The following is a 15559-nucleotide window of genomic DNA, read 5'->3' on the forward strand; positions in this document are numbered from 1 at the left end:
GGGTCACGCGCGAGCGCCGAGGAGCTCCGCCTCGACGCCGTCGGCCACCGCCGGGACGTCGGCGCTCGAGGCCGCGCCCTGCGGACCGGCCTCGGCGGCGAGCTCGAGCTCGGCGTCGATGGCGGCCATCAGCTGGTCGGAGACCGAGGCCACGCCGATCTGCTGGATGACGTCGGCGAAGAACGCGCGGACCACCATGCGGCGGGCCTGGTCCTCGGGGATGCCGCGGCTCTGCAGGTAGAAGAGCTGCTCGTCGTCGAAGCGGCCGGTGGCGCTGGCGTGGCCGGCGCCGACGATCTCGCCGGTCTCGATCTCGAGGTTCGGCACCGAGTCGGCGCGGGCGCCGTCGGTGAGCACGAGGTTGCGGTTCAGCTCGTAGGTGTCGGTGCCCAGCGCGCTCGCGCGGATGAGCACGTCGCCGACCCAGACGGCGCGAGCCGTCTCGCCCTGCAGCGCGCCCTTGTAGACCACGTTGGAGCGGCAGTTGGCCGCCTCGTGGTCGACGAAGGAGCGGTGCTCCAGGTGCTGGCCGGCGTCGGAGAAGTACACGCCGAGCAGGGTCGCGTCGCCGCCGGGGCCGGCGTAGCGGACCGTCGAGCCGACGCGCACGAGCGCGCCGCCGAGGGTCACCACGACGTGCTTGACGGTGGCGTCGCGACCGACCTGCAGGTCGTGCTGGGCCAGGTGGACGGCGTCGTCGTCCCACTGGTGGACGCTGACGACGACGAGCTGCGCGCCCTCGGCCGCCACGACCTCGACGCCGCTGGCGACCAGGCCGCCGCCGGAGTGGTCCAGGACCACCGTGGAGCGGCTGTACGGGCCAGCATGCACGACGAGGTGCCCGGCCGCGCGCTCGGAGCCGGCCGGGGCGGAGACGCGCACCAGCACCGGCTCGACCAGCTCGGCCTCCGCCTCCACGGCGACGACGTCGACGGCGCCCGCGGCGGTCGCGTCGCCCCAGGCGACGGCGGCCGCGCGGTCACCGGGCACGAAGCCCCTGCCGGCTCCGTCGGCCGAGCGGCGGTGCGCCACGCCGTCGGTGGAGCTGACCTCCACCTGCAGGCCCGTGGCCGAGCCCGCGGGCTCGAACAGGGCCCGGGCGCGGTCGAGCGGGGTGAAGCGCCACTCCTCCTCGCGCCCGGTGGGCACGGGGAAGTCCGCGGCGTCGAACGACGTCCGGCGCTCGGCGCGGTTGGTCGCGGGGACCCCCGCGCCGTGGCTGTGCGCGTTCAGGCCGTGCTGGGCGGGCGCCGTCGCGACCGCGTCGCCCCCGTCGGGGACGGCGGTGTCGGCGACCTCGGTGCTCAGCGCCGCCGGGGCGCCGCCCGGCAGGTCGAGCGCGAGGTCCTCACGACCGGCGTCGAGGTCGTCGAGGCCGAGGGCCTCGTCGGTCGCGAGGCCCGCCGGGGTGCTGGTGGTGCTGTTGGACGTGTCAGCCATGCTCAGCCGACCGCTCCTTCCATCTGCAGCTCGATGAGCCGGTTGAGCTCGAGGGCGTACTCCATCGGCAGCTCCCGCGCGATCGGCTCGATGAAGCCGCGCACGATCATCGCCATCGCCTCGTCCTCGGCCATGCCGCGGCTCATGAGGTAGAAGAGCTGGTCCTCGGAGACCTTCGAGACGGTCGCCTCGTGCCCCATCGACACGTCGTCCTCGCGGACGTCGACGTAGGGGTAGGTGTCGGAGCGGCTGATCGAGTCGACCAGCAGCGCGTCGCAGCGCACCGTCGAGGCCGAGCCCCCGGCGCCCTCGAGCACCTGGACCAGCCCGCGGTACGACGAGCGGCCGCCGCCGCGCGCCACCGACTTGGAGATGATCGAGCTGGAGGTGTTGGGCGCGGCGTGCACCATCTTGGCGCCGGCGTCCTGGTGCTGGCCCTCGCCCGCGAAGGCGATCGACAGCGTCTCGCCCTTGGCGTGCTCGCCCATGAGGAAGATCGCCGGGTACTTCATCGTCACCTTGGAACCGATGTTGCCGTCGATCCACTCCATGGTGGCGCCCTCGGCGGCGGTGGCCCGCTTGGTGACGAGGTTGTAGACGTTGTTCGACCAGTTCTGGATGGTCGTGTAGCGGACGCGGGCGCCCTTCTTCACGACGATCTCGACGACCGCGGAGTGCAGCGAGTCGGACTTGTAGATCGGCGCCGTGCAGCCCTCGACGTAGTGCACGTAGGAGCCCTCGTCGGCGATGATCAGCGTCCGCTCGAACTGGCCCATGTTCTCGGTGTTGATCCGGAAGTAGGCCTGCAGCGGGATCTCGACGTGCACGCCCGGCGGCACGTAGATGAAGGAGCCGCCCGACCACACGGCGGTGTTCAGGGCGGCGAACTTGTTGTCGCCCGGGGGGATCACGGAGCCGAAGTACTCCTGGAACAGCTCCGGGTGCTCGCGCATGCCGGAGTCGGTGTCCAGGAAGATGACGCCCTGGCGCTCGAGCTCCTCGTTGATCTGGTGGTAGACCACCTCGGACTCGTACTGCGCGGCGACGCCGGCGACCAGGCGCTGCTTCTCCGCCTCGGGGATGCCGAGCCGGTCGTACGTGCTCTTGATGTCGGCGGGCAGGTCGTCCCAGCTGGTCGCCTGCTTCTCCGTCGACTTCACGAAGTACTTGATGTTCTCGAAGTCGATCTCCGAGAGGTCGCTGCCCCAGTCGGGCATCGGCTTGCGGCCGAACATCTTCAGGGCCTTCAGGCGCGTGCGGAGCATCCACTCCGGCTCGTCCTTCCGGGCCGAGATGTCGCGGACGACGTCCTCGGACAGGCCGCGGCGCGCGGTCTCGCCCGCGGCGTCGGGGTCGGCCCAGCCGTACTGGTAGGTGCCGAGACCGGCGAGCTCGGGGTTGCGGGCCTCGATGTCGTTGAGCTGCGAGGTGCTCTCTGCGCTGGTGTCCGTGCTCATGAGGTCATGCGCTCCGTCCCTGGGTGGTGGGTGCGGTCCGGGTGGTCTGGTGGGCGGTGCTGCTCGGCTGGCTGGTCTGCGTGCTGGTCTGCTCGTCGGGGCGTGCGGTGGTCACGTGCGTCGTGCAGGCGTGGTGCCCGGCGGCGAGCGTCGCCAGGCGCCTGACCGGCACCCCCAGCAGCCGCGAGAACGCGGCCGTCTCGGCCTCGCACAGCTCCGGGTACCGCGCGGCCACCGACTGCACGGGGCAGTGGCCCTGGCACAGCTGCACCCCCGGCTGGTGGGTGTGGCGCGCACCGACCACGGCGGCCCGGGCAGCGTATCCGTCGCCCGTCAGCCCCTGCGCGAGCGCTCCGGCCCGCGCTGCGGGCGCGGTGCCGGCGGCCTCCACCTGCTCGCGGTGGCGGGCCTCGAGCTCGTCGGCGCGGGCCTGCGCGAAGCGCTCCAGCGCCCCGCGCCCCAGCTCGCGCTCGAGGGCGGCCAGGGCCGCGGCGGCGAGGTCGTCGTAGGCGCCGGGCTCCGCGGCGTGGGCGGCCTCGGTGGCCACCCAGCCGCGGGCCGGGCGACCCGGGCCGCGGCTGCCCGCGGCCAGGGGGGCCTGGCGCACGAGCCCGTCGGCGGCCAGCGCGTCGAGGTGGCGGCGGACGGCGGCGGGCGTGATGCCCAGCTCCGCCGACAGCTGAGCGGCCGTCACGGGACCGCGGGTCAGCACGGTGCGCGAGACGCGCTCCCGGGTGCCGCGGGACGCGAGCGCGGCAGCGCCCTCGACGGGGCCCTCGGAGGGGCTGCCCGCCGGGCGCCTCCCGGGGCTCTCGTCGCTGACCACGCTTTGCACAACACCATGGTGCCCTAATCCACTCCCCGGTGGTCGCCCCGCTGGTCGGGCCGCCGTCCGGGGGCCGTCCCGGGTAGCGGTCCGGCGGCCGCGCCGCCCGGCGGGGCGGCGCGGCGGGGAACCTAGACTCCAGCCCGTGAGGACCGCCCGCGGTGACGCCGCCGCAGCGCTGGTGGTGCGCGGCCTCGTCAAGGACTACGGCCGGCGGCGCGCGCTCGACGGGCTCGACCTCGAGGCGGCCCGCGGCGCCGTGACCGCCGTCCTCGGGCCCAACGGCGCCGGCAAGACCACCCTCGTGGAGTGCTGCACCGGCCTGCGGCGCCCCGACGGCGGGCAGCTGGAGGTCCTCGGCCTCGACCCGGCGCGCCACGGGCGCGAGCTCGCCACCCGCACCGGCGTCCTGCTGCAGGACGGCGGCCTCCCCAACGGCGCCCCCGCGATGGCCGTGCTCCGCCTCGTGGCGGCCCAGCACAGCGACCCGATGGACGTCGGAGCGCTGGCGGGCCTCCTCGGCGTCGACGCCTTCGCCCGCACCCCGGTGCGCCGCCTGTCCGGCGGCCAGCGCCAGCGCCTCGCCCTGGCCTGCGCCGTCGTCGGGCGCCCCGAGCTCGCCTTCCTCGACGAGCCGAGCACCGGCCTGGACCCGCACGGCCGCGCCGCCGTCTGGGACCTGCTCGAGCGCCTGCGCGCGGCAGGGGCCTCCGTCCTCCTCACCACCCACTCCATGGCCGAGGTGGAGCGCCTGGCCGACGCGGTCGTCGTCGTCCGCGACGGGCGCACCGTCGCCACGGGCACCGTGGCCGAGCTCACGTCCTCCGGCCCCGAGGTGGCGCGCTTCGGGGCCACCGCCGGCCTGCCGCTGGCGGCGCTGCGCACCGCGCTGCCCACCACGGTCTCCGCCGCCGAGGCCGCCCCGGGGCGCTACGAGGTCACGGCGCTGGAGCCGGGCGCCGTCGACCCGCAGGTCGTGGCCACCGTGGCCTCCTGGTGCGCCTCGCACGGCGTGCTGCCGGAGGGCCTCTCGGTGGGGCGTCGCTCCCTGGAGGAGGTCGTGCTGGAGCTCACGGGCGGTCCCTCGACGTGGGACGGTGCGCCGGAGGGCCGCGACCCCGCGGGGGCGGCGCGGGCGGGGGCCTCCCGGTGAGCGCCGACCTGCAGCTCTCCCCCGGCGGCGGGGCCGCCCCGGCCACCCGGCGGGTGCTCGCCCAGGCCCGGTTCGAGGTGTCGGTGCTGCTGCGCAACGGCGAGCAGCTGCTCGTCAGCCTGGTGCTGCCCGCCCTGGCGCTGCTGGCGCTGGCGCGCACCCCGCTCGGCGGCCTCGTGGCCCCCGCCTCCGCGGCCGGCGGGCGCCTGGCCGAGCTCCCCCTCATCGACGTCGTCACCCCCGGCGTGCTCGGCCTCGCGGTGCTCTCCACCGCCTTCACCGGCCAGGCCATCGGGCTGGGCTTCGACCGGCGCTACGGGGTCCTGCGCCTGATGGCCACCACGCCCCTGGGGCGCTCCGGGCTCCTGGCCGGCAAGCTGCTGGCCGTCCTCGTGGTCGAGGTGCTGCAGGTCGTGGTGCTGGGCGGTCTCGCGCTGGCGCTGGGCTGGTCGCCGCTGGCGGCCGGGCCCGCGGCGCTGCCGCTGCTCGGCCTGGCGCTGCTGCTCGGCACGGCGGCCTTCGCGGCGCTCGCCCTGCTGCTCGCCGGCACCCTGCGGGCCGAGGCGGTGCTCGCCGTCGCCAACCTGGCCTGGGTGCTGCTCGCCGGGGCGGGCCTGCTCGTGCCCCGCGAGGTGACCGGGGCCCTGGCCCCCCTGGTGGCGGTGCTGCCGTCGGCGGCCCTGGGAGACGCCGTGCGGGCCGCCGCGCTCGACGGCTCCCTCGCCGTCGTGCCCTGCCTGGTGCTGCTGGCCTGGGCCGCCGGCGCGACGGCCCTCGTGGTGCGCACCTTCCGCTGGTCCTGACGCGCCCCTGAGCCGCTGGTCACACCCGCCGCGGCGCGGACCCGGGCTGTCAGGACGGGCGCCTACCCTTCTCGCGTGACGAGCACCGCCCCCCGACCCTCCGGCGCGCGCACCGCGGAGCCGTCGGCGGCCTCCAGCGGCACCGCCGGCAGCGGGCTCCGCGCCCGCCTGCTGGAGGGCGCCCGCCAGGGGCGCTGGCTGCGCCCGGTGCTGGTCGCGAACCTGGTGGCCCAGGTGGTCATCGTCATCACCGGCGGCGTCGTCCGGCTGACGGGCTCCGGCCTCGGCTGCCCCGACTGGCCCACCTGCGCGGCGGGCTCCATCGCCCCGGTGGTGCACCAGGCGGAGGGCTTCCACAAGTACATCGAGTTCGGCAACCGGCTCCTGACCGGTCCCGTGGGGATCCTCGCCGTCGCGGCCCTCGTCGCGGTGCTGCTGCTCCGCCCCGCCCGGCCGCGGCTGCGGCTCGTCGCGGCGCTGCCGCTGGTCGGTGTGCTGGCGCAGGCGGTCATCGGCGGCATCACGGTCCACACCGACCTCTCGCCCATCACCGTCTCCACGCACTTCCTGGTCTCGATGGGCCTCATCGCGGTCTCCACCCTGCTGCTGCTCCGCGCCGGCGAGGGCGACGGCGCCCCCCGGCCGGTCGTGCCCACCGCGGTGCGGACCCTGGCCGTGGCGCTGTCGGTGACCACGGCCGCGGTGCTGGTGGTCGGCACGGTCGTCACCGGCTCCGGCCCGCACTCCGGCGACGTCGACCAGCCCGCCCGCTACGGCTTCGACCCGCGCACGGTGAGCTGGCTCCACGCCGACCTCGTGCTGCTGCTCGTGGGGCTGCTCATCGGCCTCCTGGTGGCGCTGCACATCGCGCCGTCCACCCCCACGGCCCGCCGCCGCGGCTGGTGGGTGCTGGGCGTCGTGCTGGTCCAGGGGCTCATCGGCTACGTCCAGTACGCGACCGACCTGCCGGTCCTCCTGGTGGCGCTGCACATGCTGGGCGCCTGCCTGCTCGTGGTGGCGGTCACCGCCCTGTGGGTCTCCCTGCGCGAGCGCACCGACGAGCTCGTCTCCGCCGCCTGACGCGCCTGCTCGGCTCGGTCCTTCGCCGCCGGGCACCATCGCGCCCACCCCGGCCTCACCGGCCTCACCGTCCGGACGGCGCTGCGGGCCCACAGGCGCACACCTCGGACGCCGACTGACCGCGGTCAGCACCACCCGTGACCGCGGTCACCTGGCGACCCGGGCTCCAGGGACATCAGCACGCCACCTGACCGCGGTCAGCACCACCGGTGACCGCGGTCACCTGGCGACCCGGGCTCCAGGGACATCAGCACGCCACCTGACCGCGGTCAGCACCACCGGTGACCGCGGTCACCTGGCGACCCAGACCCCAGGGGCAACGACACCCCACCTGACCGCGGTCAGCACCACACGTGACCGCGCTCACCTGGCGACCCAGACCCCAGGGCAAACGACACCCCACCTGACCGCGGTCAGCACCACACGTGACCGCGCTCACCTGGCGACCCAGACCCCAGGGCAAACGACACGCCACCTGACCGCGGTCAGCGGGGGCAGGCGGCCCAGGTGCTGGACGGCCGCCGGGGCCCCGAGCCGGCGGCCCGGAGCTGCGGAGCAGCCGGAGTCAGAAGACGGGCGGGAGGTGCAGGACGGCGTCGAGCGCGATCGCGAGGAACAGCAGCGTCAAGTAGCTGATCGAGGTGTGGAAGAGGCGCATCGCCCCCACCTGGTCGGCCGTCTCGACGCGCTTGGCGCGGCGCAGCAGGCCGTGCGACTCCACCAGGAACCAGCCGCCGAGCACGACGGCGGCGGCCGCGTACACCCAGCCGGTCGGGGCGACGGGGACGAGGACGAGCGACGCGGCGACCATGGCCCACGCGTACGCCACGACCTGGCGGCCCACCACCAGCGGCGAGGCCACGACGGGGAGCATGGGGACGCCGACCTCGGCGTAGTCGGCGCGGTACTTGATGGACAGCGGCCAGTAGTGCGGCGGCGTCCAGAGGAAGATGATCGCGAACAGCACCCACGGGGCCCAGCTCAGCGAGTCGGTCACGGCGGACCAGCCGATGAGCACCGGCATGCAGCCGGCGGCCCCGCCCCAGACGATGTTCTGGCTGGTGCGGCGCTTGAGGCCCATCGTGTAGACGACCACGTAGAACGCGATCGCCGCCGCGGCGAGCACCGCCGACAGCGGGTTCACCACCAGGCCGAGCCAGACCACGGAGGCGGCGCCCAGCGCGAGGCCGAAGACGAGGGCCTCGCGGGGCGTGACGACGCCGGTGACCAGCGGCCGCTTGCCCGTGCGGTGCATCCGCATGTCGATGTCGCGGTCGAGGTAGCAGTTGAGGGCGTTGGCGCTGCCCGCGGCGAGGGAGCCGCCCACGAGCGTGGCCCCCAGGAGCCACAGCGGCGGCAGGCCGCGCTGGGCCAGCATCATCGTGGGCACCGTGGTCATGAGCAGCAGCTCGATGATGCGCGGCTTGGTCAGCCCGACGAAGCCGGCCAGCCGCTGGCGCGTGGTCCAGCGGGTGCGGCCGACTCGGGCGTCCTCGACGGCGGTCACGGGCGGTCGCGGTCCTCGCTGGAGCAGGGGCCCGTCGTGCGCGTCGCGCACGGCCCGGGCACGGTCGCTGTCACTCTACGGCCCCCGCACGGGCTACCGGTGGCACCGGCGCAGTGCCGAGCGGGGTCGCCGTGAGTAGGCTCACAGCCAGTGGGCCGGAGCGCTCCCCCGGAGCGCCGCCCGCCCCCGCTCGTGCCAGACCCTGCACCACCACCTGACACGCCGACTCACAGGCCCGCGAAGCGCCTCCCACCGCGCCTCGCGGAGGGAAGGACCCACGCAGTGACCGTCACGCAGAACAGCACCCAGGCAACCGGCACCCCCGCGCTGGAGTGGGACGACGTCGACGCGCGCGCCGTCGACACCGTCCGCGCCCTCGCCGCCGACGCCGTCCAGAAGGTCGGCAACGGCCACCCCGGCACCGCCATCTCCCTGGCGCCGCTGGCCTACGTGCTCTACCAGAAGCTCCTGCAGCACGACCCGGCCGACACCACCTGGGACGGCCGCGACCGCTTCGTGCTGTCCGCCGGCCACTCGGCGCTGACGCAGTACATCCAGCTGTACCTGGGCGGCTTCGGCCTGGAGCTGGACGACCTCAAGGCGCTGCGCACCTGGGGCTCCAAGACCCCGGGCCACCCCGAGTACAAGCACACCAAGGGCGTCGAGGTCACCACCGGCCCCCTGGGCCAGGGCGTCGCCAACGCCGTGGGCATGGCCATGGCCGCCCGCCGCGAGCGGGGCCTGCTCGACCCGGACGCCGCCCCCGGCGAGTCGGTCTTCGACCACCAGGTCGTCGCGATCGCCTCCGACGGCGACCTGCAGGAGGGCGTCTCGGGCGAGGCCTCCTCCCTGGCGGGCACCCAGGAGCTCGGCAACCTCACGGTCATCTACGACGCCAACTCGATCTCCATCGAGGACGTCACCGACGTCGCCTTCACCGAGGACGTCGCCGCGCGCTACGAGGCGTACGGCTGGCACGTCCAGACCGTGGACTGGACCCGCGGGGGTGACCACACCGACGGCGAGGGCTACCACGAGGACGTCCAGGCGCTGTGGGCCGCGCTCCAGGCCGCGAAGGCGGAGACCACCCGCCCGAGCTTCATCCGGCTGCGCACGATCATCGCCTGGCCGGTGCCGAAGCTGCAGAACACCGGCAAGTCCCACGGCTCCGCGCTGGGCGAGGAGGCCATCAAGGGCCTCAAGGCCGCCACCGGGCTCGACCCGGAGAAGACCTTCGCCGTCGACGACGAGGTGCTCGAGCGCACCCGCGGCCTGGCCGCGCGCGCCGCCGAGGCCCGCAAGGACTGGGACGCGCGGTTCGCCGCGTGGCAGGAGGCCAACCCCGAGCGCGCCGCGCTCCTGGCCCGCCTGAAGACCCGCACCCTGCCCGAGGGCTGGACGGGCTCGCTGAAGTCCTTCCCCGCCGGCAAGGCCGTCTCCACCCGCAAGGCCTCAGGCGAGGTCCTGACCGGCCTGGCCGGGGTGCTGCCCGAGCTGTGGGGCGGCTCGGCCGACCTCGCGGAGTCGAACAACACCACGATGGAGGGCGAGCCCTCCTTCCTGCCGCCCTCGCGCCAGACCCGCTCCTGGTCCGGCGGCCCCTACGGGCGCACGCTGCACTTCGGCATCCGCGAGCACGCTATGGGCGCGGCGATCAACGGCATCGTGCTGCACGGCGGCACCCGTGCCTACGGCGGCACGTTCCTGCAGTTCAGCGACTACATGCGCGCCTCGGTGCGCCTGGCGGCGCTGATGGAGATCCCCTCGATCTTCGTGTGGACGCACGACTCGGTCGGCCTGGGCGAGGACGGCCCGACCCACCAGCCGGTCGAGCACATCGCCGCGCTGCGCCTCATCCCGGGCCTGGCCGTGGTCCGCCCGGCCGACGCCAACGAGACCGCCTACGCCTGGCGCGGTGCGCTGGAGCACACCGAGAGCCCGACGGGCCTGGTGCTGTCGCGCCAGAACCTGCCGGTCTACGACCGCGAGGCCTTCGGCAGCGCGGAGGGCACCCTCAAGGGCGGCTACGTGCTGGTGGACGCCGAGGGCGACCTCCAGGTCGTCCTCGTGGCGACCGGCTCCGAGGTCGAGGTCGCCGTGGCGGCCCGCGAGCAGCTGCAGGCCGCCGGCATCGGCACCCGCGTGGTGTCCATGCCGTGCCGCGAGTGGTTCGCCGAGCAGGACGACGCCTACCGCGCCTCCGTGCTGCCGCCGTCGGTGAAGGCGCGCGTCTCGGTCGAGGCCGGTGTGGCCGCCGGGTGGCGCGACATCGTCGGCGACGCCGGGCGCACCGTGTCCCTGGAGCACTTCGGCGCCTCGGCCGACGGCGCCCGCCTGATGCAGGAGTTCGGCTTCACCGCCGAGAACGTCGTCGCCAAGGCCCACGAGTCGCTCGAGGCCGCGGCCGGTGGCGACAGCCCCGGCTCCGTCGCCGGCTCCTCGTCGCCCACGGGCGGCACCGGCGACCGCTGACCCACCGGGCCCCCGGACCGCCACCGCGGTCCGGGGGCCCGCCTGCTCCACCCCGCGGACACCCGCGACAGCCAGCACCACCCCCGCGACATCCCGGTTCTGACCCCTGGAGGACCCCGTGACGACGCAGAGCACCAACCCCGAGCCCCAGACCAACCAGCCCCTCGCCGAGCTCTCGCGCGCCGGCGTCGCCGTGTGGCTCGACGACCTCTCCCGCGAGCTCGTCCAGTCCGGCTCCCTCGCCGGCCTCGTGCGCGACCGCAGCGTCGTCGGCGTCACCAGCAACCCGACGATCTTCGCCTCGGCCCTGTCCAAGGGCGACCGGTACTCCGACCAGGTCGCCGCCCTGGCCGCCGACGGCGCCGACGTCGACAGGACCGTCTTCGAGGTCACCACCCAGGACGTGCGCGAGGCCTGCGACGTGCTGCGCCCGGTCTACGACGACACCCGCGGCCAGGACGGCCGCGTCTCCCTCGAGGTCGACCCGCGCCTGGCCCGCGACACCGCGAAGACGGAGGCCTCCGCCCGCCAGCTGTGGGCGGCCGTCGACCGCCCCAACCTGCTCATCAAGATCCCGGCCACGGTCGAGGGCCTTCCCGCGATCAGCACCGCGATCTCCGAGGGCATCAGCGTCAACGTGACCCTGATCTTCAGCCTCGACCGGTACCGCGCGGTGATGAACGCCTTCCTCACCGGCCTGGAGCAGGCCCGCGAGAAGGGCCTGGACCTGTCCGGCATCCACTCCGTGGCCAGCTTCTTCGTCTCGCGCGTGGACACCAACGTCAACGCCAAGCTCGACGCCCTCGACGGCGCGGACGCGGACGAGGTGGCTGGGCTGCGCTCCAAGGCGGGCCTGGCCAACGCGCGCCTGGCGTTCCAGGCCTACGAGGAGGTCTTCTCCTCCCCGCGCTGGAAGGTGCTGGCCGAGGCCGGCGCCAACGCCCAGCGCCCGCTGTGGGCCTCCACCGGCGTCAAGGACAAGGACCTGCCCGACACGCTCTACGTGGCCGGGCTCGTCACCGACGGCACCGTCAACACGATGCCGGGCGCGACGCTGGAGGCCTTCGCCGACCACGGCGAGGTCACCGGCGACACCGTCCGGGGCACCTACGAGGAGTCCTCGGAGCTGTTCGACCACCTGGAGCGCCTCGGCGTCTCCTACGAGCAGGTCGTGGAGGAGCTGGAGGCCGAGGGCCTGCAGAAGTTCGACGCCTCCTGGGCCGAGCTGGGCCAGACCGTGCAGGGCGAGCTCGACCGCGCCTCGTCCGGCGCCCGCTCCGACGCGTGACGGCTCTCCCGCTGCTCGCCGCGGCTCACCGGACGGCCGCTCCGGTGGTGCGCTGATGTCCCTGCTCCGCCCCGGGCAGGACCCGGGGGTCGCGCAGAACCCGCTGCGCGACCCCCGGGACAAGCGGCTGTCCCGGATCGCCGGCCCCTGCGGCATGGTGATGTTCGGCGTCACGGGCGACCTGGCGCGCAAGAAGCTGATGCCCGCCATCTACGACCTCGCCAACCGCGGCCTCCTGCCGCCGGGGTTCTCCCTGGTGGGCTTCGCGCGGCGCGACTGGGCGGAGCAGGACTTCGGGCGGATCGTCTACGACTCCGTCCGCGAGCACTCGCGCACGCCGTTCCGCGAGGAGGTGTGGGCCAACCTCGCCGAGGGCTTCCGGTTCGTGCCCGGCGAGTTCGGCGACGCCGCGGCCTTCGAGCAGCTGGCCGAGGTCGTGCGCGACCTCGACGCCGAGCGCGGCACGGGGGGCAACCACGCCTTCTACCTGTCGATCCCCCCGGGGGCCTTCCCGCAGGTGACCCAGCAGCTGGCCGCCTCCGGCCTCACCGACCCCGTCGAGGGGTCGTGGCGCCGCGTCGTCATCGAGAAGCCCTTCGGGCGCGACCTGGCGACGGCGCGCGAGCTGAACGCCGTGGTCGGCAGCGTCTTCCCCCAGGACTCGGTGTTCCGCATCGACCACTACCTGGGCAAGGAGACGGTGCAGAACCTGCTGGCGCTGCGCTTCGCCAACCAGATGTTCGAGCCGCTGTGGAACTCCAACCACGTCGACCACGTGCAGATCACCATGGCCGAGGACATCGGCATCGGCGGCCGCGCGGGGTACTACGACGGCATCGGGGCCGCGCGCGACGTCATCCAGAACCACCTGCTCCAGCTGCTGGCGCTCACGGCGATGGAGGAGCCCGTCTCCTTCGACGCCCGCGACCTGCGCGCCGAGAAGGAGAAGGTGCTGTCCGCGGTGCGCCTGCCCGCCGACCTGGACGCCCACACCGCCCGCGGCCAGTACGCGCCCGGGTGGCAGGGCAGCGAGCCCGTGAAGGGGTACCTGGAGGAGGACGGCATCTCGCCGGACTCGACCACCGAGACCTACGCCGCCGTGACCCTCGAGGTCGACACGCGCCGCTGGGCCGGGGTGCCGTTCTACCTGCGCGCCGGCAAGCGCCTGGGCCGCCGCGTGACCGAGATCGCCGTGGTGTTCAAGAAGGCGCCGCACCTGCCCTTCGAGTCCACCGCCACCGAGGAGCTCGGGCAGAACGCCCTGGTGGTGCGCGTGCAGCCCGACGAGGGCGTGACTCTGCGCTTCGGCTCCAAGGTGCCGGGGACCCAGATGGAGGTCCGCGACGTCACGATGGACTTCGGCTACGGGCACTCCTTCACCGAGTCCTCCCCCGAGGCCTACGAGCGGCTCATCCTCGACGTGCTCCTCGGGGACCCGCCGCTTTTCCCGCGGCACGAGGAGGTCGAGCTCAGCTGGCGCATCCTCGACCCCGTGATCGCCCACTGGGCCGAGCAGGGCCAGCCGCCGCCGTACCCGTCGGGCTCGTGGGGCCCGGAGGCGGCGACGGAGATGCTCGCCCGCACCGGACGCACCTGGAGACGGCCATGAGGACCGCGCTGTGATCGTCGACATGCCCCGCACGTCGACGGCCGCCATCGCCAAGAAGCTCGTCGACCTGCGCGACTCCGGCGGTGCGGTGGCCCTCGGCAGGGTGCTGACCCTGGTCGTCCCCACCGACGACGAGCACGCCGAGCTCGCCATCGAGGCGGCCAACGACGCGAGCCGCGAGCACCCCTGCCGCATCGTGGTGCTCGCCAACGCCGACGAGCGCGGCACCTCGCGCCTCGACGGCCAGATCCGGGTCGGCGGCGACGCCGGCGCCAGCGAGGTCATCGTGCTGCGCAGCTACGGGCCCCTGACGGCCCACGGCGCCGCCATGGTGATCCCGCTGCTGCTGCCTGACGCCCCCGTGGTGGCGTGGTGGCCCGGTGAGGCCCCCGAGGACCCCGCCAGCGACCCCATCGGGGCCATGGCGCAGCGCCGCATCACCGACGCCGCGGCCTGCGGCGACCCGGTGGACGTGCTGCACCGCCTCGCCCGCCACCACGTGCCGGGCGACACCGACTTCGCCTGGTCGCGCCTGACGCTGTGGCGCGGCTACCTGGCGGCGGCGCTCGACACCCACGGCGACGGCGGGGCCCCTGCCGCGCCGGTGACCTCCGCCGTCGTGACCGGCGCCAGCGACAGCCCCAGCACCGAGCTGCTGGCGGCCTGGCTGGCCGGTGCGCTCGGCTGCCCCGTCACCCGCGTCGGAGGTCCCGCGGGCGGTGGCATCGTGGGGGTGCGCCTGGAGCGGGAGGACGGCGCCGTCGAGCTCGTCCGCCCCGACGGTCGGGTGGCGACGCTCTCGCAGCCGGGGCAGCCCGACCGCCGCCTCGCGCTGCCGCGGCGCTCCGACCGAGACTGCCTGGCCGAGGAGCTGCGCCGCCTCGACCCGGACGACGTCTACGGCGAGGTGCTCACCGAGGGCCTCGCCGCGCTGGACGCCGAGACCGACAGGATCACGCTGGCCCAGGCCCGGGTCTCCGGGCAGGTCGGCGACCTCGCCGAGCAGCAGCGCCACGGGGCGCGGCTCGACGCCGAGGCCTCCGCCGGCGCCGCGCGCATCGCGGCCACCGAGCCGCCCGACGAGAAGCCGACCACGGGAGAGGACGCGTCATGAGCCCCAGCGCCGCAGCAGAGGTGGTCGTCCACCCCGACGCCGACAGCCTGGCGGCGGCCGTCGCCGCCCGGCTGCTCGTGCGCCTCGTGGACGCGCAGGTGGCCCGCGGCCGCGCGAGCGCCGTCCTCACCGGCGGCACCGTCGGCACGCAGGTGCTGCGGGAGGTCGCCGCCTCCCCCGCGGCCCGGGCCGTCGACTGGACCCGGGTGTCGCTGTGGTGGGGCGACGAGCGCTTCGTGCCCGCCGACGACCCCGACCGCAACGCGGGACAGGCGAAGGAGGCCGTGCTCGACGCGCTGGCCGCCCTCGGCATGCCGGCCTCGGGTGTGCACGCCATGCCCGCCAGCGACGGGGCCGACGGCGACGACCCCGACGCCGCCGCGCGGCGCTACGCGGCGGAGCTCGCCGAGGCGGCGCGCGAGGAGGGGGTCACCGGTCCCCTGCCGGTCTTCGACGTGCTCATGCTCGGCGCGGGTCCCGACGGGCACGTGGCGAGCCTCTTCCCCGGCCACCCGTCCCTCGAGGCCGGGGACGTCGACGGGGTCGAGGTCATCCCCGTGCGCGACGCCCCGAAGCCCCCGCCGACCCGGCTGTCGCTGACGCTGCCGGCCATCACCTCCGCCGAGGAGGTCTGGCTGGTCGTCGCCGGCGAGGAGAAGGCCCCGGCCGTGGCCGAGGCGCTCGCCGGCCCGGGCCGCCTGCCCGCGAGCCGCGCCCACGGCGCGTCGCGGACCCTCTGGCTCGTCGACCGAGCGGCCGCGAGCCGGCTGTGACGCCGGGCCGGCGGCGCGCCGGCGGCAGGCTGCCGGT

Annotated in this window: 12 protein-coding genes; 8 read left to right on the forward strand and 4 right to left on the reverse strand. The window is 75.0% G+C overall.

Going from position 1 to position 15559, the window contains the following annotated elements; all coding sequences use genetic code 11:
- Nucleotides 1-3 precede the first annotated feature (3 nt).
- From sufD to F1641_RS18110, 3 genes are read right to left on the reverse strand one after another with little or no spacing between them, the layout of a single operon-like run.
- Nucleotides 4-1440: a Fe-S cluster assembly protein SufD gene (gene sufD / locus F1641_RS18100; protein ID WP_194907855.1), complete on the reverse strand. Its 1437-nt coding sequence runs from the start codon at nt 1438-1440 to the stop codon at nt 4-6.
- A 2-nt stretch (nt 1441-1442) separates the two neighbouring features.
- Nucleotides 1443-2897, reverse strand: a complete 1455-nt coding sequence (gene sufB, locus F1641_RS18105) for a Fe-S cluster assembly protein SufB (protein ID WP_194907856.1) — start codon at nt 2895-2897, stop codon at nt 1443-1445.
- Nucleotides 2898-2901: 4 nt separating this feature from the next.
- A complete protein-coding gene (locus F1641_RS18110; protein ID WP_219729609.1) occupies nt 2902-3732 on the reverse strand; it encodes a metalloregulator ArsR/SmtB family transcription factor in 831 nt (276 codons plus the stop codon).
- Nucleotides 3733-3868: 136 nt separating this feature from the next.
- Here F1641_RS18110 and F1641_RS18115 point away from each other — a divergent pair, with 136 nt between their 5' ends.
- The 3 genes from F1641_RS18115 to F1641_RS18125 all read left to right on the forward strand — a co-directional run bounded on the left by F1641_RS18115 (nt 3869) and on the right by F1641_RS18125 (nt 6759).
- A complete protein-coding gene (locus tag F1641_RS18115) occupies nt 3869-4876 on the forward strand; it encodes an ABC transporter ATP-binding protein (protein WP_194907857.1) in 1008 nt (335 codons plus the stop codon).
- The gene (locus F1641_RS18120) at nt 4873-5679 is read left to right on the forward strand and encodes an ABC transporter permease (RefSeq protein WP_194907858.1); all 807 of its coding nucleotides are present in this window, start codon (nt 4873-4875) and stop codon (nt 5677-5679) included. The genes F1641_RS18115 and F1641_RS18120 overlap by 4 nt, the downstream gene beginning before the upstream one ends.
- A gap of 75 nt (nt 5680-5754) precedes the next feature.
- The gene (locus F1641_RS18125; protein WP_206691451.1) at nt 5755-6759 is read left to right on the forward strand and encodes a heme A synthase; all 1005 of its coding nucleotides are present in this window, start codon (nt 5755-5757) and stop codon (nt 6757-6759) included.
- A gap of 565 nt (nt 6760-7324) precedes the next feature.
- On the opposite strand, the gene F1641_RS18130 is transcribed toward F1641_RS18125, so the two are convergent.
- On the reverse strand, nt 7325-8266 hold the full coding sequence (locus tag F1641_RS18130; protein ID WP_194907860.1) for a heme o synthase: 942 nt from the start codon (nt 8264-8266) through the stop codon (nt 7325-7327).
- A 282-nt stretch (nt 8267-8548) separates the two neighbouring features.
- Here F1641_RS18130 and tkt point away from each other — a divergent pair, with 282 nt between their 5' ends.
- The 5 genes from tkt to pgl all read left to right on the forward strand — a co-directional run bounded on the left by tkt (nt 8549) and on the right by pgl (nt 15522).
- A complete protein-coding gene (tkt, locus tag F1641_RS18135) occupies nt 8549-10738 on the forward strand; it encodes a transketolase (RefSeq protein WP_194907861.1) in 2190 nt (729 codons plus the stop codon).
- A 118-nt stretch (nt 10739-10856) separates the two neighbouring features.
- A complete protein-coding gene (gene tal / locus F1641_RS18140) occupies nt 10857-12026 on the forward strand; it encodes a transaldolase (protein WP_194907863.1) in 1170 nt (389 codons plus the stop codon).
- A 55-nt stretch (nt 12027-12081) separates the two neighbouring features.
- On the forward strand, nt 12082-13635 hold the full coding sequence (gene zwf / locus F1641_RS18145) for a glucose-6-phosphate dehydrogenase (RefSeq protein ID WP_194907865.1): 1554 nt from the start codon (nt 12082-12084) through the stop codon (nt 13633-13635).
- 10 nt (nt 13636-13645) lie between these two features.
- Nucleotides 13646-14749, forward strand: coding sequence for a glucose-6-phosphate dehydrogenase assembly protein OpcA (locus F1641_RS18150; RefSeq protein WP_194907867.1), 1104 nt, complete (start codon nt 13646-13648; stop codon nt 14747-14749).
- Nucleotides 14746-15522 carry a 6-phosphogluconolactonase gene (pgl, locus tag F1641_RS18155; RefSeq protein WP_194907869.1) on the forward strand — a complete coding sequence of 259 codons (777 nt, stop codon included), beginning with the start codon at nt 14746-14748 and terminating at the stop codon, nt 15520-15522. Before F1641_RS18150 ends, pgl begins: the two co-directional genes overlap by 4 nt.
- Nucleotides 15523-15559: the final 37 nt, after the last annotated feature.

The organism is Quadrisphaera sp. INWT6 (assembly GCF_015390235.1).
Taxonomy (GTDB): domain Bacteria; phylum Actinomycetota; class Actinomycetes; order Actinomycetales; family Quadrisphaeraceae; genus Quadrisphaera.